At 66.0% G+C, this 21,381-nt stretch carries 22 protein-coding genes; 5 read left to right on the top strand and 17 right to left on the bottom strand.

The features are described 5' to 3' along the window. Nucleotides 1-25: 25 nt before the first annotated feature. Nucleotides 26-1,291: a SpoIIE family protein phosphatase gene (locus HUK65_RS15295; RefSeq protein WP_179907144.1), complete on the bottom strand. Its 1,266-nt coding sequence runs from the start codon at nt 1,289-1,291 to the stop codon at nt 26-28. 152 nt (nt 1,292-1,443) lie between these two features. Here HUK65_RS15295 and HUK65_RS15290 point away from each other — a divergent pair, with 152 nt between their 5' ends. Then, nucleotides 1,444-1,815, top strand: coding sequence for an Hpt domain-containing protein (locus tag HUK65_RS15290; RefSeq protein WP_179907143.1), 372 nt, complete (start codon nt 1,444-1,446; stop codon nt 1,813-1,815). Here the strand turns inward: HUK65_RS15290 and HUK65_RS15285 are convergent. The 3 genes from HUK65_RS15285 to HUK65_RS15275 form a co-directional block, all read right to left on the bottom strand. Then, nucleotides 1,797-2,240 (bottom strand): acyl-CoA thioesterase, encoded by a 444-nt coding sequence (locus HUK65_RS15285; RefSeq protein ID WP_179907142.1) that lies wholly within the window; start codon nt 2,238-2,240, stop codon nt 1,797-1,799. The two genes, HUK65_RS15290 and HUK65_RS15285, sit on opposite strands and share 19 nt — an antisense overlap. 94 nt (nt 2,241-2,334) lie before the next feature. Then, a complete protein-coding gene (locus HUK65_RS15280; protein WP_179907141.1) occupies nt 2,335-2,568 on the bottom strand; it encodes a DUF2842 domain-containing protein in 234 nt (77 codons plus the stop codon). 3 nt (nt 2,569-2,571) lie between these two features. Then, complete coding sequence (locus tag HUK65_RS15275) at nt 2,572-3,864, bottom strand: adenylosuccinate synthase (protein WP_179907149.1); 1,293 nt, start codon at nt 3,862-3,864, stop codon at nt 2,572-2,574. Between the two features lie 185 nt (nt 3,865-4,049). On the opposite strand from HUK65_RS15275, the gene secG reads away from it, so the two are divergent. Together secG and HUK65_RS15265 are read left to right on the top strand one after the other, a co-directional pair. Continuing rightward, the gene (gene secG, locus HUK65_RS15270) at nt 4,050-4,406 is read left to right on the top strand and encodes a preprotein translocase subunit SecG (protein WP_179907140.1); all 357 of its coding nucleotides are present in this window, start codon (nt 4,050-4,052) and stop codon (nt 4,404-4,406) included. A 164-nt stretch (nt 4,407-4,570) separates the two neighbouring features. Further along, nucleotides 4,571-6,214 carry a CTP synthase gene (locus tag HUK65_RS15265; protein ID WP_179907139.1) on the top strand — a complete coding sequence of 548 codons (1,644 nt, stop codon included), beginning with the start codon at nt 4,571-4,573 and terminating at the stop codon, nt 6,212-6,214. Between the two features lie 26 nt (nt 6,215-6,240). On the opposite strand, the gene HUK65_RS15260 is transcribed toward HUK65_RS15265, so the two are convergent. From HUK65_RS15260 to HUK65_RS15210, 11 genes are all read right to left on the bottom strand, one after another. Next, entirely contained in the window at nt 6,241-7,350 is a 1,110-nt protein-coding gene (locus HUK65_RS15260) for an ABC transporter ATP-binding protein (protein WP_179907138.1), read from the bottom strand. Continuing rightward, a complete protein-coding gene (locus HUK65_RS15255; RefSeq protein WP_179907137.1) occupies nt 7,347-9,077 on the bottom strand; it encodes an ABC transporter permease in 1,731 nt (576 codons plus the stop codon). Before HUK65_RS15255 ends, HUK65_RS15260 begins: the two co-directional genes overlap by 4 nt. Before the next feature lie 58 nt (nt 9,078-9,135). Next, entirely contained in the window at nt 9,136-10,116 is a 981-nt protein-coding gene (locus tag HUK65_RS15250) for an extracellular solute-binding protein (RefSeq protein ID WP_179907136.1), read from the bottom strand. Nucleotides 10,117-10,230: 114 nt separating this feature from the next. Next, nucleotides 10,231-11,520, bottom strand: a complete 1,290-nt coding sequence (gene glcF / locus HUK65_RS15245; RefSeq protein WP_179907135.1) for a glycolate oxidase subunit GlcF — start codon at nt 11,518-11,520, stop codon at nt 10,231-10,233. Between the two features lie 12 nt (nt 11,521-11,532). Beyond that, nucleotides 11,533-12,639: a glycolate oxidase subunit GlcE gene (gene glcE / locus HUK65_RS15240; RefSeq protein ID WP_179907134.1), complete on the bottom strand. Its 1,107-nt coding sequence runs from the start codon at nt 12,637-12,639 to the stop codon at nt 11,533-11,535. A 127-nt stretch (nt 12,640-12,766) separates the two neighbouring features. Further along, on the bottom strand, nt 12,767-14,200 hold the full coding sequence (locus HUK65_RS15235; RefSeq protein WP_179907133.1) for an FAD-linked oxidase C-terminal domain-containing protein: 1,434 nt from the start codon (nt 14,198-14,200) through the stop codon (nt 12,767-12,769). Between the two features lie 148 nt (nt 14,201-14,348). Continuing rightward, on the bottom strand, nt 14,349-14,822 hold the full coding sequence (smpB, locus tag HUK65_RS15230) for an SsrA-binding protein SmpB (protein WP_179907132.1): 474 nt from the start codon (nt 14,820-14,822) through the stop codon (nt 14,349-14,351). A 42-nt stretch (nt 14,823-14,864) separates the two neighbouring features. Then, entirely contained in the window at nt 14,865-15,572 is a 708-nt protein-coding gene (locus HUK65_RS15225; protein ID WP_179907131.1) for an NYN domain-containing protein, read from the bottom strand. A 132-nt stretch (nt 15,573-15,704) separates the two neighbouring features. Then, the gene (locus tag HUK65_RS15220) at nt 15,705-16,196 is read right to left on the bottom strand and encodes a GNAT family N-acetyltransferase (RefSeq protein WP_235442183.1); all 492 of its coding nucleotides are present in this window, start codon (nt 16,194-16,196) and stop codon (nt 15,705-15,707) included. Further along, complete coding sequence (locus HUK65_RS15215) at nt 16,189-16,791, bottom strand: 2-hydroxychromene-2-carboxylate isomerase (RefSeq protein WP_179907130.1); 603 nt, start codon at nt 16,789-16,791, stop codon at nt 16,189-16,191. The genes HUK65_RS15220 and HUK65_RS15215 overlap by 8 nt, the downstream gene beginning before the upstream one ends. Nucleotides 16,792-16,794: 3 nt before the next feature. Next, on the bottom strand, nt 16,795-17,922 hold the full coding sequence (locus HUK65_RS15210) for an S-(hydroxymethyl)glutathione dehydrogenase/class III alcohol dehydrogenase (protein WP_179907129.1): 1,128 nt from the start codon (nt 17,920-17,922) through the stop codon (nt 16,795-16,797). A gap of 108 nt (nt 17,923-18,030) precedes the next feature. Here HUK65_RS15210 and HUK65_RS15205 point away from each other — a divergent pair, with 108 nt between their 5' ends. Both HUK65_RS15205 and HUK65_RS15200 read left to right on the top strand, forming a co-directional pair. Then, on the top strand, nt 18,031-18,300 hold the full coding sequence (locus tag HUK65_RS15205; protein ID WP_179907128.1) for an I78 family peptidase inhibitor: 270 nt from the start codon (nt 18,031-18,033) through the stop codon (nt 18,298-18,300). A 47-nt stretch (nt 18,301-18,347) separates the two neighbouring features. Then, nucleotides 18,348-18,686 (top strand): DUF2794 domain-containing protein, encoded by a 339-nt coding sequence (locus tag HUK65_RS15200; RefSeq protein WP_179907127.1) that lies wholly within the window; start codon nt 18,348-18,350, stop codon nt 18,684-18,686. A 207-nt stretch (nt 18,687-18,893) separates the two neighbouring features. Here the strand turns inward: HUK65_RS15200 and argF are convergent, their stop codons facing one another. Both argF and HUK65_RS15190 read right to left on the bottom strand, forming a co-directional pair. Then, nucleotides 18,894-19,820, bottom strand: a complete 927-nt coding sequence (gene argF / locus HUK65_RS15195) for an ornithine carbamoyltransferase (protein WP_179907126.1) — start codon at nt 19,818-19,820, stop codon at nt 18,894-18,896. Nucleotides 19,821-19,898: 78 nt separating this feature from the next. Further along, nucleotides 19,899-21,086 (bottom strand): aspartate aminotransferase family protein, encoded by a 1,188-nt coding sequence (locus HUK65_RS15190; RefSeq protein WP_179907125.1) that lies wholly within the window; start codon nt 21,084-21,086, stop codon nt 19,899-19,901. Nucleotides 21,087-21,381 lie beyond the last annotated feature (295 nt).

The following is a 21,381-nucleotide window of genomic DNA, read 5'->3' as shown; positions in this document are numbered from 1 at the left end:
GCCTGCGGCGGGCGCGGCCATGCCCTCAGGCCAGTGGATGATCGTATTCGAACAGCACGGCAGAAACGTCATCGCCGAAGTCATCGCTGCCGCCCCATTGCGCCAGTTCCCACAGCAGCGCATCCAGAAGCGCATGCCCCCGCAGCCCGTGCAGACGCTCCATGATGCGGCCCAGGCCGGGCTCACCCAGCTCTGCGCCATTGGCATCGGCATATTCGGTGATCCCGTCGGAATAGATCAGCAGCCGATCGCCGGGGCGCAGCTTGATCATCGTGGAGTCGTAGCGTGCCTCGGCAAAGAGGCCGACGGGAAGGCCGCCTTCGCCCAGATACTCGATGCTGCCATCGGCACGCTGCACCAGCGGATGAGGGTGCCCGGCCTGGACAAAGCGCACCTGCCCGGTGCGCAGGTCAGCATCGGCATAGCACAGGGTGCAATAATGCTCGGTGTCGATCTCGGACAGCAGAAGGCGGTTCATGCGTTCGGCCACCAGACCGGGTTGATGCGCAGTCATGGCATCGGGCGGGCCATCCAGCGCGATGTTCTGCCCCCCGGCCCCGCCCGAGAACAGCCCTGCAATCCGCGCGCACATCAGCGCCGAGGTCACCCCGTGCCCCGAGACATCGAAGGCATAGAACCCGATCCGCCCTTCGCCGCTGGGAAAGAACCCGACCATATCGCCCCCGACATGCCCGGAAGGGCGCAACAGCAGCGAAAGCTGCGCGCCATCCATGCGGAAGTCACGTTCGCGCACCAGGGATTGCTGCAGCTTGCGCGCCTCGCGCAGATCCCGGTCCAGCGCGGAATAGAGTTCACGCAGCTCCGTCAGGGTCGATGCGATCTGGCGATTCTGGTCGCGCAGGCGGCGCTCCATCTCCAGCAGACGTTCCCCCGCGTTCATGCGGGCGCGCAGCTCTTCCGGGGCGACGGGTTTCCTCAGGAAATCATCCGCGCCGATATCCAGCCCTTCGGCCACGGCATCGGTTTCGGTCTTGGCGGTCAGCAGGATGAAATAGCAGTAGCTGTCGCTGTCAAGCTGACGAAAGGCGCGGCAGAAATCCGGCCCGCTCATCCCCGGCATGATCCAGTCCGAGATGATCAGGTCGAACCGCTCCTGCCGGCAGCGCTCCAGCGCCTCCTGCCCCGAGGCGGCGGTTTCGACATCATAGCCCCAGCGCCGCAGCAGGGTCCGCAGCAGCAGGCGTTGGGCGCTGCTGTCATCAACCACCAGTACGCGCAGGACGGAAGACGCCGAAAGCGGTGCGGTGGTATCGGACAGGGAGGTATTCATTCGAAAACTCGATCAGGGAGCAACGGAGACACGGGCGCTGGCGCAATCTTGTGCCCCGTTGCTTAAGATCGGATGAATCCGAAAAACCGGTCCCGCGCTTACCTTGCATTAAGCGTGCGATGCCATTGTGAGGCAGGTAACGAGGCAGGACGATGATCGACTGGGCACGACTGGACGAATTATGTGACGATCTGGGCGCCGAAACGGTTCTGGAACTGGTGGACCTGTTCCTGGCCGAAAGCGATGAGATCGTGCAGCGGATGGCGCCCGGGCGCGCCCCGCAGGCGCTGGCGGATGAATTTCACGCGCTCAAGGGGGCTGCAGCCAATCTTGGCCTGTCCGATGTGGCCCGGATGTGCAGCGCCGCCGAAGACGCCGCCCGGCACCCGGAGGCGGAGGCCGATGACATGGCCCGCCGGGTCACGCAGATCCGTGACACCTATGGCGCCGCGCGACAGGCGCTGCTTGACGGTGTGCCGCAGCGCTATGGCGCGGTGCGGGGTGATCAGGCGTCAGGGATGTGATGCGCTTGCAGCCGGGCGCGAATCGCTTCGGGCATGGGCGCCGAGCGGCGGGTGGCAGGGTCGAAGAAAACCTCGACCACTTCATAGGTTGCATGCAGGGCGCCGGTATCGGCGTGGGTCATGCGCAGATGCAATGTGCAGCTTTTGCCGCCGATCCGGGAAACGGCGCCATCGATGACGATCAGATCCCCGGCCACAAGCTCCTGGCGAAACCCCGTCGTTGCCTGGGCCGAGACCGTATGCACCCCGTGGTCCGCCTGCATCTGCGCGTAGGGCAGGCCAAGGCGCGTCCACATGTGATAGACGGCATCATCGAAGAACGGGGCGTAGTGGCGCACATTCATATGGCCGAAATGATCATGGTGCCACGGATGGACCACCCCGCGCAGAAGCTCCAGCCGGGTGGGTTCGGATGTGCTGGTCATGTCTGGACCCCCTCTTCAGATCAATGGCGGCAGGGTTGCAGGCCGCGCCCTCTGCCGCAAGGGCCGTTGTCAGGGCCTGAACCGGCGACCGGCTTCAGTGCCGGTCGGTATTGCTGTCTTCGGGGTCGTCGCGGCTGACGCCACGGAACACGAATTTCAGCGGCAGCGCCCAGGCGATGCCCAGCACCACATAGACCACAATCTCCAGCAGGAAGGGCGGCCGCTCGAACAGGGCGATCACATTGACAGCCACGATGATATAGAGCGGCAGGCCGACCAAAAGGATCAGCAGCGACAGGCGGCGGCGGGCTTTGTAACTGAGGGCCATCACTCAATCTGCATAAGGGTCCGTGACCAGAATCGTGTCTTCGCGTTCCGGCGAGGTGGAAAGTAGCGCCACCGGGCAGCCGATCAACTCCTCCACCCGGCGGACATACTTGATGGCCGCCGCAGGCAGGTCGGCCCAGCTGCGCGCGCCTTCGGTTGATTCCGACCAGCCGGGCATCTCCTCATAGATCGGCACGCAGCGGGCCTGCGCATCCGAAGCCGTGGGAAGATGGTCCAGCACCTGCCCGTCCAGGTCATAACCGGTGCAGATGCGCAGGCGTTCGAACCCGTCCAGCACGTCCAGCTTGGTCAGCGCGATCCCGTTGACGCCCGAGGTCGCACAGGTCTGGCGCACCAGCACCGCATCGAACCAGCCGCAGCGGCGCTTGCGCCCGGTGGTGGTGCCGAATTCATGCCCACGCTCGCCCAGGCGCTGGCCGTCATCATCCTGCAATTCGGTGGGGAACGGCCCCTCGCCCACGCGGGTGGTATAGGCCTTGACGATCCCCAGCACATAATCGACGGCGCCCGGGCCCAGCCCGGTGCCTGTCGCTGCCTGCCCTGCAATCACATTGGATGAGGTCACAAACGGATAGGTGCCGAAATCCACGTCCAGCAGCGCGCCCTGCGCCCCTTCGAACAGGATACGCTTTCCGGCGCGGCGCTTTTCATTCAGCACCTTCCACACCGGCGCGGCAAAGCGCAGGATCTCGGGCGCGATGGCCAGCAGGTCCCGCAGCAGGGCATCGGCATCCACCGCCGGCAGGCCCAGCCCGGCGCGCAGGGCGTTGTGATGCACCAGCGCGCGGTCGATGCGGGTTTCCAGCGTCGCACGATCGCCCAGATCGGCGACGCGGATCACCCGGCGACCGACCTTGTCTTCATAGGCGGGGCCGATCCCGCGCCCGGTGGTGCCGATCTTTGCCACCGCTGTCTGGCCCTCGCGCGCGCGGTCCAGTTCCCCATGGAAGGGCAGGATCAGGGGCGTGTTTTCAGCGATCATCAGGGTTTCGGGCGTGATCTCCACCCCCTGCCCGCGCAGGGTTTCGATCTCGGACAGCAGATGCCAGGGGTCCAGCACCACGCCATTGCCGATCACGCTGAGCTTGCCGCCGCGCACCACGCCCGAGGGCAGCGCATGCAGCTTGTAGACCTTGCCGTCGATGACCAGCGTGTGCCCGGCATTGTGCCCGCCCTGAAAGCGCGCCACCACATCGGCGCGCTCGCACAGCCAGTCCACGATCTTGCCCTTGCCCTCGTCGCCCCATTGCGCGCCGACAACCACCACATTGGCCATGCGTTTCATCCCTTGCCATGAGCAAACCCTGCACCTTCTATCCGCAGCCGCGCCGCTGCGAAACAGGTTTCTGCCCCGCCCGGGCGTCATCTGCCGACAGGAGGCACAGAGAGGCACAGACAAGGGGTTGCGGGCTGCGAACGCAGGGCATAGATAGACCGCAACGCGAAAACGGGCCCGAACTGATGCAGAATGTCGTCCTGATTGTCCATCTCTTGCTTGCGCTGGCGCTGATTGGCGTGGTGCTGCTGCAGCGCTCCGAAGGGGGCGGGCTGGGCATTGGCGGCGGCGGCGGCCCGCAGGCATCGCGCCCGCCGCTGACCGGGCTGGCCAAGATGACCTGGGCGCTGGCGGCGGCTTTCATCGCCACCTCGCTGACGCTGACGGTGATTGCCGCGCAACAAAGTGCGACCACATCGGTTCTGGACCGGCTGGGCGTGCCCAGCGCACCAGCGCCCATGGCCCCGTCGCTGCCCGATGCCGATGGCCTGCTGCCACCACCGGCGGCGGATGAACCGCTGACCCCGCCGCGGGCGGACTGACCCCTTTTTACCACAATCGGTTGCGGGCCACCCATATCCCGCAACGTGATCTTGTTGTCACCTTGCGTCGGCGGGGCGCTTGGCCTATAGGTCAAACCCCGTGATGCCCGGTGCCGGAATGGCCCTGAGCCAGATGCGATGATCTTCACGGGAGGCCCCCATCCATGGCGCGATATGTCTTCATCACCGGGGGTGTTGTATCCTCGCTGGGCAAGGGGCTGGCCTCGGCGGCGCTGGGGGCGCTGTTGCAGGCGCGCGGCTTTACCGTGCGGCTGCGCAAGCTGGACCCGTATCTGAACGTGGACCCCGGCACCATGTCGCCCTTTGAACATGGTGAGGTGTTTGTCACCGATGACGGGGCCGAGACCGACCTGGACCTGGGCCATTACGAACGCTTCACCGGGGTGCCCGCGCGCAAGACTGATTCGATCAGCTCGGGCCGGATCTACATGAATGTGCTGGAGAAGGAGCGCCGCGGCGATTACCTGGGCAAGACCATCCAGGTGATCCCCCATGTCACCAACGAGATCAAGGATTTCCTGGCCATCGGCGCCGAGGATGCCGATTTCATGCTGTGCGAGATCGGCGGCACTGTCGGCGACATCGAAGGCCTGCCGTTTTTCGAGGCCATCCGCCAGTTTGCCCATGAGCGCCCGCGCGGCGAATGCATCTTCATGCACCTGACCCTGCTGCCCTGGCTGGCCGCCAGTGGCGAGCTGAAGACCAAGCCCACCCAGCATTCGGTGAAGGAACTGCGCTCCATCGGCATTGCGCCCGATGTGCTGGTCTGCCGGTCCGAACAGCCGATCCCGGAAAAGGAACGCGCCAAGATCGCGCTGTTCTGCAATGTCCGCCCCGGTGCCGTGATCCCCGCCTATGACCTGAAATCCATCTACGAGGCGCCGCTGGCCTATCACAAGGTGGGGCTGGATCAGGCGGTGCTGGATGCCTTCAACATTTCCCCCGCCCCGCGCCCGGACCTGCGCCGCTGGGAGGATGTCATGGACCGGCTGGAAAACGCCGAGGGCGAGGTCCGCGTGGCCATTGTCGGCAAGTATACCCAGCTGGAGGATGCGTATAAGTCCATCAAGGAGGCGCTGACCCATGGCGGCATGGCCAACCGGGTCCGGGTGCAGGTGGAATGGATCGACGCCGAGGTATTCGAGCGCGAGGACCCCTCGCCGCATCTGCAGGGGATCCATGCGATCTTGGTGCCCGGCGGCTTCGGCGAGCGAGGGACCGAAGGCAAGATCCGCGCCGCCGCCTGGGCGCGCGAAAAGCAGATCCCCTATCTGGGCATCTGTCTGGGCATGCAGATGGCCGTGGTCGAGGCTGCGCGCAACCTTGCCGGGCTCAGCGATGCCGGGTCCGAGGAATTCGACCACGAGGCCGGGGCGAAACGCTTTACCCCGGTGGTTTATCACCTGAAGGAATGGGTGCAGGGCAACCATGTGGTCGAACGCAAGCTGGGCGATGACAAGGGCGGCACCATGCGGCTGGGCGCCTATTCCGCGCGGCTGGCCGAAGGGTCGCAGGTCGCCCGCGTCTATGGCGACACGCGGATCGAGGAACGCCACCGCCACCGCTATGAGGTGGACATCGCCTACCGCGAGAAGCTGGAGGCCGCGGGCCTGCGCTTTTCCGGCATGTCCCCCGATGGCCGCCTGCCCGAGATCGTCGAACACGAAGGCCACCCGTGGTTCATCGGCGTCCAGTTCCACCCGGAGCTGAAATCCAAACCCTTCGCGCCCCATCCGCTGTTTGCGGATTTCGTCCGCGCGGCGGTGGAGACCTCGCGCCTGGTGTGATCGGGGGCGCCCACGCGCCCCCCTTCTCAGGCGGCGGCGACGGCGCTGTCCAGCCCGGCGGCGGCATCGACCAGCACGCCACGGCGCGCGGTCAGCACCACTTCGGCGCCCTCCTCGAAAACCACGGTCTTTTCGGTGCGCGCGCGCAGGCTTTGCCCGCCCAGCTCCAGCCGATACTCGAACCCCTCACCGACAAAGCCGCGCAGCGTGATGCGCGCGCGCGGGGCATCGTCGGCGCCCGTGGCGGCAAGTTCCAGATCCTCTGGGCGGATGGCGACGGTCAGGTCCGCGGCAGCGGGCAGGCGCTCGGGCGCGGCGATCTCCAGCGTGCCGCCGCCTACGTCCAGCCGCATCCGCCCGCCCTCATGCCCCGCGACGGTGCAGGGCAGGTAATTCACCGCGCCAACGAAATCGAGCACGAAGCGCGTGGCGGGGCGGTCATAGATCTCCTCGGGCGCGGCAAGGTGATGGATGCGCCCCGCGCTCATCACCGCGATCCGGTCAGACATGGACAGCGCCTCGACCTGGTCATGGGTGACATACAGGATCGGCAGCCCGGCGCGGCGCTGGATCAGCTTCAGCTCGGCGCGCATCAGTTCGCGCAGCTTGGCGTCCAGGTTCGACAGCGGCTCATCCAGCAGCAGCACCCGCGGTTCGATCGCCAGCGCCCGGCCCAGCGCCACGCGCTGCTGTTGCCCGCCCGACAGCTGCGAGGGCATCCGCCCGCCCAGACCGGCCATGTCCAGCAGCTTCAGCACTTCCTCCACCCGCGCGGCGATCTGCGTCCCGGCCACGCCGCGCACCTTCAACGGATAGCCGATGTTTTCGGCTACGTTCATATGCGGCCAGACGGCGTAGGACTGGAACACCATGCCGATGGCGCGCTCATTGGCCGGAAGGTCCAGCCCCGTGGCGCTGTCAAACACCGGCTTGCCGTCAATTTCGATCCGGCCCGTGTCGGCGCTTTCCAGCCCGGCCACGCAGCGCAGTGTGGTGGTCTTGCCGCAGCCTGAAGGGCCCAGCAGGGTAAAGAACTCTCCCTGCGCGATGGAGAAATCCACCGTATCGATGGCCCGCAACGCGCCGAACTGCTTGGCCAGCCCTTGAACGGTGACTGCTCCGGAACTGCTGTTCATCCCTGCCTCTTTTGTCTGCGTTCTTCCAGCCGGGCGTACCAGCGCATCAACAGATACAGGATCAGGATCACCGGCAGCGTCAGCACCGCAAGCGCTGCCGCCCGGCCCGTAAAGCCCGAGTCCTGCATCAGGAAAATCCACACCCCGATGGTTTCCGACCCCGAGGTCCAGATCAGCACCGACACCGTCAACTCATTGAAGGCGGAGATGTAGATCAGGATCCACCCCGCCACCAGCCCGGGGCGCAACAGCGGCAGGGTGATATCGCGCACCGTGCGCATCCGTGACGCGCCCGAGGCCATGGCGGCCTCTTCCAGGCTGTCATGGATCTGGGTCAGCGTGGCCCGCGAGGTCTGCAGGCCAAAGGCCATGTAGCGCATGATATAGGCCAGCAGCAGGATCCAGATGGTGCCGTAGAGTGCAGGCCCAACCGGCGGGTTGGACCAGGCCAGAATCATCGCCACCCCGATCACCGACCCCGGCAGCGCAAAGGGGATCAGCCCGATCGCATCCAGCGTGCCCGCCCCGCGCACCCGTCCCTTGATGTTCAGCCAGGAAATCAGCGCCGTGGTGAACACCAGGATCGTCGCCGCCCCCGCCGCCAGCAGAAGCGAGTTCAGGATCCCCCGCCGCGCGGCCGGGGTGTTGAAGATCGCCTCATAGTGCCGGGTGGTCAGGAATTCCCAGGTCAGCGGCGCCCCCCAGAACCGCAGGAACGAGGTCAGCACCAGCGCAAACAGCGGCGCCACCACCACGATCAGGATGGTCAGCACGATTGCGGCCACCACCCAGGGCTTTGCCCGCCCCAGCTTGATGATCCCCGGCGTGGTGGATTTCCCGCCGATCACGGCATATTGCGACCGACCGCCCTCGGCCCGCCGGAAGCCGACCATGGCCACCAGCGCCACGCCCACCAGCAGCACCGACATGGCGGTGGCCAGCGGCATGTTGGGCACCGTCAGCGCCTCATAGATGCGGGTGGTCAGCACATAGAATTGCGCGCGCATGCCCAGCACCGCCGGGATGCCGAAATTGTCGATGGATGAGACAAAGGCCAGCAGCCCGCCGCCATAGATTGCCGGTTTCACCAGCGGCAGCGTGATGTCGCGCATGATCCGCCCGGTGCCCACCCCGGCGGTGCGGGCGGCTTCCTCCAGCGTGGGGTCCACGCGCTGCAACGCCCCTGCCACGGTCAGGAACACCAGCGGATAGTTGGACACCCCCAGCACAAAGATGATCCCGGTGGCCGAATAGATATTCCACGGCACCGGGCCGGGGCCGAACATGGCCCGCCAGCCCTGCGAGATCAGCCCCACCGGCCCGGCCAGTTGCACCCAGCCCATGGCGGAAAACAGCGGCGGGATGGCAAAGGGCAGCACGAACAGCAGGCTGAGCGCCCCCTTCCACGGGATGTCCGTGCGCATGACCACGAACGCCCCCAGCGTGCCGATGACCACCGAAATGGCCGTGGCGATCACCGACACCCAGAGCGAATTCCACACCGCGACGAAGTTGCTCGCGCGCAGGAATACCGCCTCGTAATTGGCAAGCGACAGCGATCCCTCGACGATGAAGCTGCGCCAGACCACCTGGAACAGCGGATAGAGAACGGTCAGGAAAACGAACAGCGCCAGCGCGATCATCAGCACCATGCGCCCATCGCCAAACAGGCGCCAGACGCGCGCGGCGCGCGGGTTTTCAAACGGAGCGGTGGGGGACGTGGTCATGCGTGTGCGTGCAGCGGTCCGGGGCGGTCAGACACCGCCCCGGACCGATCTTTCCAGATCAATACAGGTCCGAGAACCGCTCACGCAGTTCGGAGCCGTTTTCGGCCAGCCATTCGTAATCCACATCCAGCGCGATGATTTCGGACGGGCTGGGCAGACCGGCGGGCGGGTCAACATCGGTGCGCACCGGCAGGAAATGCTGATCCACCAGAAGCTGCTGCCCTTCCGCCGAAAGGATGAAATCCATGAAGGCAGCTGCGGCATCCGGGTTGTCGGTGCCCGCACCGATGGCGATGGGCGAAGGCAGCGACAGCACGCCATCGGTGGTGAAAGCGAAGGACACCGGCGCACCATCGGCGGCCTGGGCGGCCATGATGTAATCGATCCCCTTGATCACGGCGAATTCGCCCGCGACCAGGCCCCGGGTCACATCACCGGTGCCGCGCACCACCTGCACCCCGGCCTCGCGGGCTTGCTCGAACCACTCCCAGCCGATCCCGTCATGCTGGACGAAGGCGCCCATCATGTTGAAATTCGTACCCGAATGCAGCGGGCTGGCCAGGGCGGCCTGCGGGCCCCATTCCAGGAATTCGGCCCAGTTCGTCGGCACATCGTCGGGCGCCACCAGGTTGGTGTTATAGCCCACGCCCATGTTGTGGACGCGACCGGCGAACCACATGTTGTCAGGGTCGCGCAGCCCCTCGGGGATGGCCTCGGTGTGCTCGGTCTCATGCGCGGCCAGCCAGCCGGCGTCCTTCAGGTTCAGGAACAGTGCCGGGTTGGCGGCCCAGATCACATCGGCGCGCAGGCTGCCGGCCTCGATCTCGGCAAAGATGCGCTGTTCCAGCTCAACCGACCCGGAATAGAGCAGATCGACCGAGACATCCGGGTGACGCTCTTCGAAAGCGGCGATGATGGGTTCGACAATGTCAAGCTGCATCGACGAATAGAAGTTCACAGTCCCCGAAGGCGAATCGGCGACAGCGCCGAAGGCTACACCCGAAAGCGCAGCGCTGCAGAGCAAGGTTCTGAATTTCATGATCGATCTCCGTGCTGACATGCCTGATCTGTTCAGACCGTAAGCGACCTTCATGCTATCTTGCAACAGTTTGATGAAATTCTGCGCAGGAATCGAATGGCACCGGCGGTGCGATCAGTCGCCACGCAGCGCCGGGGGTTTCGGCCCGCCGGTGGCCCAGTCCAGCAGCTCCACCGTATGCACCACGGGCACCTGCGTGCCGCCGCCGATCTGCATCATGCAACCGATATTTCCGGCGGCGATCACATCCGGGGCCTTTGCCTCCAGCGTGGCGACCTTGCGCGCCTTCAACTGCCCCGAGATTTCGGGCTGCATCAGGTTATACGTCCCCGCCGAGCCGCAGCACAGATGGCTGTCGGCGGGCTCCACCACCTCGAACCCGGCGGCTTTCAGCAGGTCCTTGGGGTGGCTCTTGATCTTCTGGCCATGCTGAAGCGAGCAGGCAGCGTGATAGGCCACGCGCATCCCCCTGGGCGCGCCTTCGGGCAGGCCCAACTTCACCAGCACCTCGGACACATCCATGGCGATCCCGGCAATAGTGGCAGCATCCTCGGCCAGCGGGTCATTGCGGAACATATGGCCGTAATCCTTGACCGTGGTGCCGCAGCCGCTGGTGTTGATCACCACCGCATCCAGCCCCGCGCCCGTCATCTCGGCCCGCCAGGCGCGAATATTGGCGGCGGCGCTGGCATGGCTTTCGGCGGTCTTGCCCATGTGATGGGTCAGCGCCCCGCAGCAGCCCGCGCCCTTTGCCACCACCACCTCGGCGCCCAGACGGGTCAACAGGCGGATGGTCGCGTCGTTGATGTCGGTGTTCAGCGCCCGCTGCGCGCAGCCGGTCATCAGCGCCACCCGCATCCGGCGCTTGCCCTGCGGCGCGAAACTTTGCGGGTCGTCGTTGCGGCTGACGGGGGGGATGTGTTTCGGCGCCATGTCCAGCATGGCGCGCAGCCGGGCATCGGGCATCAGGAAGGCAAAGGGCCGTCCGATCTTCGCGCCCAGCAGCGCCAGCCGGAAGCGCGTGGGATAGGGCAGGATCCTGGCCAGCACCCAGCGCAGCATCCGGTCCGAGAGCGGCCGCTTGTAGGTCTGTTCAATATATTCGCGCGCATGATCCACCAGATGCATGTAATGCACGCCGCTGGGGCAGGTGGTCATGCAGGCCAGGCAGGACAGGCAGCGGTCGATATGCTTGACAGTGCGCGCATCCGCCGGGCGCCCCGATTCCAGCATGTCCTTGATCAGGTAGATGCGCCCGCGCGGGCTGTCCAGCTCATCGCCCAGCACCGCATAGGTGGGGCAGGTGGCGGTGCAGAACCCGCAATGGACACAGGCGCGCAGCACCTCGTTGGATCGTTTGGTCGCCGGATCGGCCAGTTGCTCGGGCGTGAAATGCGTCTGCATGGTGTCCTTCCCTCAGCCCATCAGCCCGGGGTTCAGAACCCCGCGCGGGTCGAATTTTTCGCGCAGGCCCGCCGCCAGCCTTGCCAGCGCCGCAGGTTCGGGGTGAAACACCGGCAGCCGCGCCCGCGTGGCCTCGGAGGCCCGGATCAATGTCGCATGCCCGCCGATACCCCCCAGCTTCGCACGCAGGTCGGTGCCCTCGGGCTGGACCAGCCAGACCAGCCCGCCGCCCCAATCCAGCAGCGCCGTGCCCCCGGCGCGGTCCAGCACCTTCGGAGCGTCCGAAGGCTTGACCGACACCCGCCAGACATCGCCCGGCATATCAGCCAGCGCGGCCACATCCCGGATCGCCGCCCAGGCCGCGCGGCTCTCGTCCTTCTCCAGCCGCGCGCAAGCCTCATGCCGCGCCAGCACGCCCGCCAAGGCCTGCGCCCGATGCGCCACCGATCCCGCCAGCCCTTCCAGCCGCAGCAGCACCCGCCCGCCTGGTTCGCGCGCTGCCCCGCTCACCCCATAGGCCGAGCCCAACGCCGCCGCCATCGCCGCCACCGCCGGCCCGGGCGCCATATCCTCCAGCACCAGCGAAACCTCGGCCTCCGGCACCGGCAGCACCTTGAAGCCGACCTCGGAGACCACCCCCAGCGTGCCGTAGCTGCCCGCCATCAGCCGCACCAGATCATAACCGGTGACGTTCTTCATCACCCGCCCGCCATTGCGCAGCACCGCGCCCGACCCATCCACGAACCGCACGCCGATCATGCTGTCCCGGCACGCCCCGGCCACCACCCGCCGCGGCCCCGAGACATTGCCCGCCACCACGCCGCCAATGGTCGGCTCCCCGCCGCTGCCCAGCACGGCACGATGATCCATCGGCTCGAACGGCAGCATCTGGCCTTCCTCCGCCAGAACCGCCGCAACCTCGGCCAGCGGCGTGCCCGCGCGCACCACCAAAGTCAACGCGCCGGGGTCATAAAGCGAGACACCCGCCACGCCCCCGGTTTCCAGCACCTCGCCGGTGACGGGCCGCCCAACGGGCCGCGTCCCGCCGCCCCGCACCCGCAACGGACCCTCAGCCCCCCGGATCGCCTCGGCCAATTCGTCTTCGTTCATCGGACGCATCCGGCGCCCTCCTTCAGTTTGCTGAAAAGACCCACGGTGGTTTCCAGAGCGGCGGGGGTTTCCAAAGGGGGCCCGCGGCCCCCTTTGGGCGGGGGGTGCGGGGGGCGGCAGCCCCCCGCGTCCTCTCTCAGGCTACCCGCCGCCCCGCGCTGACCTCCAACGGAAACACCTTGGCCGGGTTCAACAGCCAGCGCGGATCAAACACATCCTTCACCCGCATCTGCGCTTCCAGATCATCCGGCCCATATTGCACCGTCATCAGATCGCGCTTCTCGATCCCCACACCATGCTCACCGGTCAGGCAACCGCCCACCTCCACGCACAGCTTCAGGATATCCGCGCCCAGCGCCTCGGCGGTCTCCAGATCGCCGGGCTTGTTGGCATCGAACAGGATCAGCGGGTGCATGTTGCCATCGCCCGCATGGAACACATTGGCCACCTCCAGCCCGTGATGGCGGGCCAGCTCGGCGGTGCGGCGCAGCACGCGCGGCAGCTCCGACACGGGGATCGTCCCGTCCAGACAGATATAATCGTTGATCTGCCCCATAGCGCCAAAGGCCGATTTGCGCCCCAGCCAGATGCGCTTCGCCTCCTCGTCCGACGTCGCCTCGCGCAGCTCCAGCGGGTCATGGCGCCGCGCGATCTGCTTGATCAGGCCCAGTTGCTCGTCGATCTCGGCATCCGAACCCTCAACCTCCACGATCAGCAAGGCCTCGCAATCCGGGTATCCGGCCCCGGCGAAATCCTCGCACGCGCGGATGCAGGGGCGGTCCATGAACTCGATCGCCACGGGCAACACCCCGGCCTTGATGATGTCCGACACGCAGGCCCCCGCCACCTCAGAGGATCCGAACCCCATCAGCACCGGGCGCGCGCCCTCGGGCTTCGGCAGAACTCGCAGTACCGCCTCGGTCACCACTGCCAACTGCCCCTCGGACCCGCAGATCACCCCCAGCAGATCCAGCCCCGGCGCATCCATATGCGGCCCGCCGATTTCCACCACCGAGCCATCCATCAGCACCGCCGTCACCCCCAGCAGGTTGTTGGTGGTCACCCCGTATTTCAGGCAATGCGCGCCTCCCGAGTTCATGGCGATATTCCCCGCAATCGCGCAGGCCAGCTGCGAGGATGGATCCGGCGCATAGAAAAACCCGTCGCCCTCGACCGCGCCGGTCACGGCCAGATTGGTGATCCCCGTCTGCACCCGCACGAAGCGGTTGGCGTAATCCACCTCCAGCACCTCGCGCATCCGGGCCACGCCCAGCAACACGCTGTCGGCGGTGGGCAGCGCGCCCCCGGCCAACCCGGTGCCCGAGCCGCGCGGGATCACCGGCACACCCTCGGCATGACAGATGCGCATGACGGCCGCGACCTCGTCGGTGCTGCCGGGCAGCACAGCCGCCAGCGGCGGGCAGCGATAGGCCGTCAGCGCATCGCATTCATAAGCGCGGATGGCGTGCTCATCATGGATGACCGCATCGGCGGGCAGAACCTCCTGCAACATGGTGATGATCCGGGCGCGCCGGTCCAGCACCGAGTCATTGGGTTGGGGCATCTGCATGGCGGCTCCTCCCTGTGCACTGGTAAAAAAATATAACCAATTTCACAGAAAGCAAGAAAAAACTCTGAAGCCAGCAGCGATCAGCCGGCGCCGAAACACCGCGACCCCGCCGGACCCAGTCTCAATGACCCGTTTCACCAGGCGCCGCTCAGCCGCGTTCCTTCAGCAACCGCCGCTTCTGCTTGTCCCAGTCGCGCTTGGCCTCGGTCGCGCGCTTGTCGGCCTTCTTCTTGCCCTTGGCGATGCCGATCTTCAGCTTCACCAACCCGCGATGATTGAAATACATCACCAGTGGCACCAGGGTCATGCCCTCGCGCTGGGTGGCCGACCACAGCCGGGCCAGTTCCCGCCGGTTGACCAGAAGCTTGCGCTTGCGCCGCTCCTCATGCCCCCAGGTGCGCGCGGGGGCATAAGGGGCGATGTAGCTGTTGATCAGCCACAGCTCCGCATCCTCAACCGAGGCATAGCTTTCAGCGATATTCGCCCGCGCCTCCCGGAGGGACTTCACCTCGGAGCCGGTCAGGATGATCCCGCATTCCAGATCATCCTCGATCGCATAATCATGCCGCGCGCGCCGGTTCTCGGCGATCACCTTGTAGTTGCTGTCAGGTTTCTGGGCCATGGGGCCTCGCACATAGGCGCTGGGCGCGCGCCTGTCCAGAGCTCACGGCTTTTCCCGAAGCTGCACCGTATTGCCCTGCCCCTTGCGGATTTCGAACGGCCCGGCATCGCGCACCAGCTCGCTCAGTTTCGCACAGCCATAGTTGCGGCTGTCGAAATCGGGGTTGGCGGCAATTATATACTGGCCCACCGGCCCCAGCGAATACCACTCTGCATCCTTGTCGATGGCCTGCATGGCCGCGCGAATCAGCGGCACGGCATCGGCGGGCGAAGTCTTCTTGCCCCGCTTGCGCGTGTCCGGCTCGGCCTCGGGCATGATGTTCTCGACAAAGATGAACCGCTTGCAGGCCTTGCGGAAGGCCTCGGGCGTCTTTTGCTGGCCGATGCCATAGACATCCAGCCCCTGCTCGCGGATGCGGCTGGCCAGCCGCGTGAAATCGCTGTCCGAACTGATCAGCACGAACCCGTCGAACCGCCCCGAATGCAGCAGGTCCATGGCATCGATCACCAGCGCGATATCGCTGGAATTCTTGCCAATGGTATTGGCCGGCTGATGATGGGGCACCAGCGCCAGCGGGGCCAGCTTCCGCTCCCACCCGGACATGGCCTCGCGCGAGAAATCGCCATAGATGCGCCGCACGCTCGCCTCGCCCAGGGCGGCGATCTCCTCGAAGATCGCCTCGACCCAGCGGGGTGAGGAATTATCCGCATCAATCAGAACCGCCAGCAGCGGAATTCCCGCACGCGCCATACCAAGCCTTTCCTTCGATCAACCCACATTTTCTTGCCGGAAATACTCCGGGGGTCGTCAATCGGTGCGCCATCGGTTCAAGAACCGATTGGCGACGGGGGCTGCCCCCCCGCGTCTACAACGCGTCAGATATCAGAGCCGCCGATACATCACCAGAGCATCCACCTCCCCCTGCACCGGATGCCGGAACGCCCCCGGCAACCGCCCCACCACCTCGAACCCGTGGTCCAGCCACAGCTTCAGGGCGCGGGTGTTGGTCTCAACCACGAAATTGAACTGCATGGCGGCAAAACCCATGGCACGGGCGGTGTCCAGCGCATGGGCCAGCATCGCCCGCGCCACGCCGCGACCCTGCGCCGCAGCCGCGGTGACAAAGCCGCAATTGCACACATGCGCCCCGCCCCCGCCCTGGTTCGGGCAGATGTAATAGCTGCCCAGAGCCTGCCCCTCCGCCTCGGCCATGAACGCCCGATGCGTGCCTCCGCACCAGAACGCCAACGCCTCCGCGCGTCCGATCCCGGGGTTCACCGCATAGGTGTCGCCCGCGCAGAACACCGGCTCCAGCATCGCCCAGAGCGCGGGGTGATCCCTCTCATCTGCCGGGCGCAGCGTGATCTCAGTCAAGGCGGCCGTCCCGCGCCCAGTCCAGCGCATCTTCCAGCCGGTCATCGCCCCAGAACACCTCGGACCCCACCACGAAACTGGGCGCTCCGAAGACACCCAGCGCCATGGCCCGGTCGGTTTCCGCTTCCAGCCGTGCAGCAACCTCGGCGCTGCGGGCGCGGGCCAGCACCCGCGCCGGGTCCTGGCCGATGGCCTCCAGCGCCTGGCCCAGGGCAGGCTCCTGCCCCGGCTCCAGCCCCTCGATGAACCACAGACGGTAGGCTTCGCGGATATACGCCGCGCCCCACCCCTCGGCGCAACCGACCAGCGCCACCTGATTGGCGAAGGTCAGTTCCGCCAACGGGTAGGGCGCGGGCAGGCGCAGGTTAAGCCCGTAGCGCTGCGCGCGGCGTTCGATATCGCGCCACATGTAGGCCGCCTTCACCGGCTTGTCGCGAAAGGGGATGTTGTTCTGGGCCAGCATGATCCGGCGCACATCAAAGGGCCGCCAGGTGACGGCAACCCCCGCGGCGCGCACCACTGCTGGCAAGCGCATGACCGTCAGACAGGAATAGGTGCTGCCGATGGACACCCAGAAATCGACGGCCTGCGCCATGGCTCAGAACTCCACCACCGCGCGGATCGATTTGCCTGCGTGCATGAGATCGAAGCCTTCGTTGATCCGGTCCAGCGTCAGCTTGTGTGTGATCATCGGGTCGATCTCGATCTTGCCGTCCATATACCAGTCCACAAAGCGCGGCACGTCCGAGCGCCCCTTGGCGCCGCCAAAGGCCGTGCCCTTCCACACGCGCCCGGTGACAAGCTGGAAGGGCCGCGTGCTGATCTCGGCCCCCGCGGGCGCCACGCCGATGATCACCGACACGCCCCAGCCGCGATGCGAACACTCCAGCGCGTCGCGCATGACCTTCACATTGCCGGTGGCGTCGAAACTGTAATCCACACCGCCGATGGCATCATCCCCGCGCCGGGTCAGCTTCACGATCTCGACCACCGTGTTTTCGACCTTCGAAGGGTTGATGAAATGCGTCATCCCGAACTTGCGCGCCATCTCTTCCTTGGCGTCGTTCAGATCGACCCCGATGATCATGTCCGCGCCCGCCATGCGCAGCCCCTGGATCACATTGAGCCCGATGCCGCCGAGCCCGAACACCGCCGCCGTCGAGCCGATTTCCACACCCGCAGTGTTGATCACCGCGCCGATCCCGGTGGTCACGCCACAGCCGATATAGCAGATCTTGTCAAAGGGCGCGTCCTCGCGGACCTTGGCCAAGGCGATTTCCGGCATGACCGTGTGGTTGGCAAAGGTCGAACACCCCATGTAGTGATAGATCGGCGTGCCATCGAGCATGGAAAACCGCGTGGTGCCATCGGGCATCAGCCCCTGCCCCTGGGTGCCCCGAATCGCGGTGCAGAGGTTGGTCTTGCCCGACCGGCAGGAGTAGCATTCACGACATTCCGGCGTGTAAAGCGGGATCACATGGTCGCCGGGCTTCAGGGTGGTGACGCCCTCGCCGACCTCCAGCACCACGCCCGCGCCTTCATGGCCCAGAATGGAGGGAAACAACCCTTCAGGATCATCGCCCGAGCGGGTGAATTCATCGGTATGACAGATCCCCGTCGCCTTGATTTCCACCAGAACCTCGCCCGCCTTCGGACCGTCAAGGTTCACCTCCATGATCTCCAGCGGTTTTCCGGCTTCCAGTGCCACAGCTGCCTTGGTGCGCATGTCTTGTTCCCTCCTTGATCTGGGCGTAGTCTTATATTCCGGCGCAGGATCGGCAAGCCCATTGTCCTGTCCAATGCGAACGGGCGCGGCGGCAGAAGGAGCACGGCCATGAAACATGTCTGGATGGGAACGGCGCTGCTGGGATCAGCCGTGCTGGCCGGGTGCTTTTCCCCGCCCGAAACGCCAACGGCGGATGCCTGCGGCGCGCAGACCCATGCCGGGCTGGTGGGCGAGGCCTTGCCCAAGACGTTCGCCCCGCCCGACCCGTCGCGGGTATTCAGGTCCGGAGACCCGCTGACCATGGATTTTGTGGAGCACCGGCTGAACATCGAGCTTGATCCGCATACCGGCAAGGTGGTGCGGGTGTTCTGCGGCTGAACGCCCGCGCCCTTGATTTCAGACCCGAACCGGCGCAGGCTGCGGATATGAACATCCAGAACCCCCAGGGCTCCAGCGCCGAGGACCGCATAAGCTTCGACCGGCGAGAGCTTGGGCAGATCCTGGGCCTTTACGGGCGCATGGTGGCGGCGGGCGAATGGCGTGACTACGGCATCTCCATGCTGCGCGACCGGGCGGTGTTCTCAGTCTTTCGCCGTGCCGCCGAACACCCGCTCTACCGGATCGAAAAGACGCCGCGCCTGCGGCTGCGGCAGGGGATGTATGCGGTCATCGGGCTGGACGGCCGGGTGCTCAAGCGCGGGCATGAACTGCCCCAGGTGCTGCGCGTCCTGGAACGCAAGCTGATCCGCGCAATCGAGGACTGAATACGCGCGGCTCAATGCGCCGCCAACGCGGGGCATGATGCGTCCTGTTGCCAGACCCGCCCCGGCGCAATTGCCGGGGGTTCAGCCGCCCGGCTGACACTTTCAGCGGGCCCGTGCCGTGGCACGGGCCAGCCCCCCCGAGGTGCACATGGGTGGGCGGGCGGGTGCGCCGAGGAGGGGCTTGCTGGCGCGCGGATCAGGCGCGGATCAGAGATCAAGGCACCAGCGCATGATCGCCTTTTGCGCATGCAAACGGTTTTCGGCCTCGTCCCAGATCACCGATTGCGGGCCATCCATGACCGAATTGGTCACCTCTTCCTCACGATGGGCGGGCAGGCAATGCATGAACAGCGCGTCCGGCTTGGCCGCCGCCATCAGCGCGTCATTGACCTGATAGGCACGCAGCAGATTGTGGCGCCGTTCGCGGGTGGACTGGCTGTCATGCATGCTGACCCAGGTGTCGGTGACCACCAGATCGGCATCGGCCACGGCCTCGAACGGGTCGCGGATGATCTCGACCTTGCTGCCCTTGTCGCGGGCGAAGGCGACGGCTGCGGGGTCCGGGTCCAGGGAATCGGGGCCGGTGAAGGTGAAATCGAACCCCAACTGCCCGGCAGCGTGCAGGAAGGAGGAACAGACATTGTTGCCATCGCCGGACCAGACCACCTTGCGCCCGGCGATGGGGCCGCGGTGTTCCTCGAATGTCATCACATCGGCCATGATCTGGCAGGGGTGGCTTTCATTGGTCAGCCCGTTGATGACCGGCACGCTGGCGTATTCGGCCAGTTCCTGCAGCACCGATTCCTCGAATGTGCGGATCATGATCAGGTCCACGAAACGCGACAGCACCCGGGCGGTGTCGGCGATGGTCTCGCCATGGCCCAGTTGCAGTTCCGACCCGGACAGCACCATGGTCTGCCCGCCCATCTGGCGCACGCCCAGATCGAAGCTGATCCGCGTGCGGGTCGAGGGCTTTTCGAAGATCAGCGCCACCATGCGGTTTGAAAGGGGATTTTCGGCATCCGGCGTCGCGCGCGGCGCGCCGTCGCGCGCGGTCTTCATGGCGGCGGCCTGGTCAAGGATGGCGCGCAGGGCGGTGGCGTCGGTGGTATGGATATCAAGGAAATGCGGCATGGCATCGGGCCTTTGAAGGCCGGAAAGCCGGGGGGCCAGCCCCCCGGACCCCCCGGGATATTTGCACAAGGATGAAGATCAGGCCGGGGAAAGGGTGCTGGCGGCCCGGTCGAGGCGGTAAATGGCCTCGGACAGTTCTTCTTCGGTGATGGTCAGGGGTGGCAGAAGGCGTATCACATTGTCGGCGGCAGGCACGGCCAGGAGGTTCTGGTCACGCGCGGCGGCAACGAGATCGGTGTTGGGCACCACGCATTTCAGCCCGGCCATGAGGCCTTCGCCGCGCACCTCCTCGATCACCTGCGGATGGGTGGCGGCAAGACCTTCGAGGTGCTGCCACAAGGTGCTGCCCTTTCGGGCGACTTCGGCCAGGAAGGCGGGGGCGGACACGATTTCCATGACGCGCGCGCCCACCGCACAGGCCAGCGGGTTGCCGCCATAGGTGGAGCCGTGAGTGCCGGCGGTCATGGGGGCGGCAGCGTGGGCGGTGGCGAGCGTGGCGCCCAGCGGGAAGCCGCCGCCGATGCCCTTGGCCACCATCATGATGTCCGGCGTCACGCCCGCCCATTCATGGGCAAAGAGGCGCCCGGTCCGGCCCATGCCGCATTGCACCTCGTCGAAGATCAGCAGGGCGCCGGTGCGGTCGCAGGCCTCGCGCAGGCCTTTGAGGCAGACATCGGGCAGGACGCGGATGCCGCCCTCGCCCTGGATGGGTTCCACGATCACGGCGGCGATTGTGTCATCGAGCGCGGCGGTCAGCGCGTCATGGTCGCCAAAGGGCAGTTGGCGGAACCCCGGCAGCAGCGGGCCGAAGCCGGTGGTCAGCTTGGCGCTGCCGGCGGCGGAGATGGCGGCCATGGAGCGGCCGTGAAACGCGCCTTCGAAGGCCAGGATGGTCTGGCGCTGCGGCGCCCCTGCGTCATGCCAGAACTTGCGCACCATCTTGACGGCAAGCTCCAGCGCCTCGGTCCCGGAATTGGTGAAGAAGGCGGTATCAGCGAAGGTATGTTCCACCAGCGCGGCGGCCAGCGCCTCTTGCGCGGGAATGTTGAACAGGTTGGAGGTGTGCCACAGCTTGGCCGCCTGTTCGCTCAGCGCATCCACCAGCGCCGGATGCGCATGGCCGAGCGCGTTCACCCCGATCCCCGAGGTCATGTCCAGGAAGCGGCGGCCATCACGCTCGATCAGCCAGGCGCCTTCGCCGCGTTCGAAGCTGAGCGGCGCGCGCGCATAGGTGGGCAGGATGGATGGAAAGCTTGCATCATTCATGGACGTCACCTTTGAAGGAAGCTGAAGACCTGCCAAAGCCGGGCAGGCAAGTCAATTGTCGGGTTGGGGAGGATGAGCAGACACGGGCATGCACCGCGCGCGGGCGCGGGTGTTCAGACGCGGCGGCGTCGGGTGTGATATGTGGCGCAGATACTCATCACGGCTGCGTTATCAGGGAAGCGAAGCCCTGTCCAGCGTACTTTTCGGGCGCGCGCCCGGAGAGTGTCAGGCCTTCTGTGTATGGCTGATTGGGTCCATGCTTCCTGAGAGGAGCAAGGACGATGACGATTTCCAA

It is taken from the genome of Rhabdonatronobacter sediminivivens (assembly GCF_013415485.1).
GTDB lineage: Bacteria > Pseudomonadota > Alphaproteobacteria > Rhodobacterales > Rhodobacteraceae > Rhabdonatronobacter > Rhabdonatronobacter sediminivivens.
The sequence above is the reverse complement of the archived record's forward strand: the minus strand, read 5'-3'. Positions and strand labels throughout refer to the sequence as shown.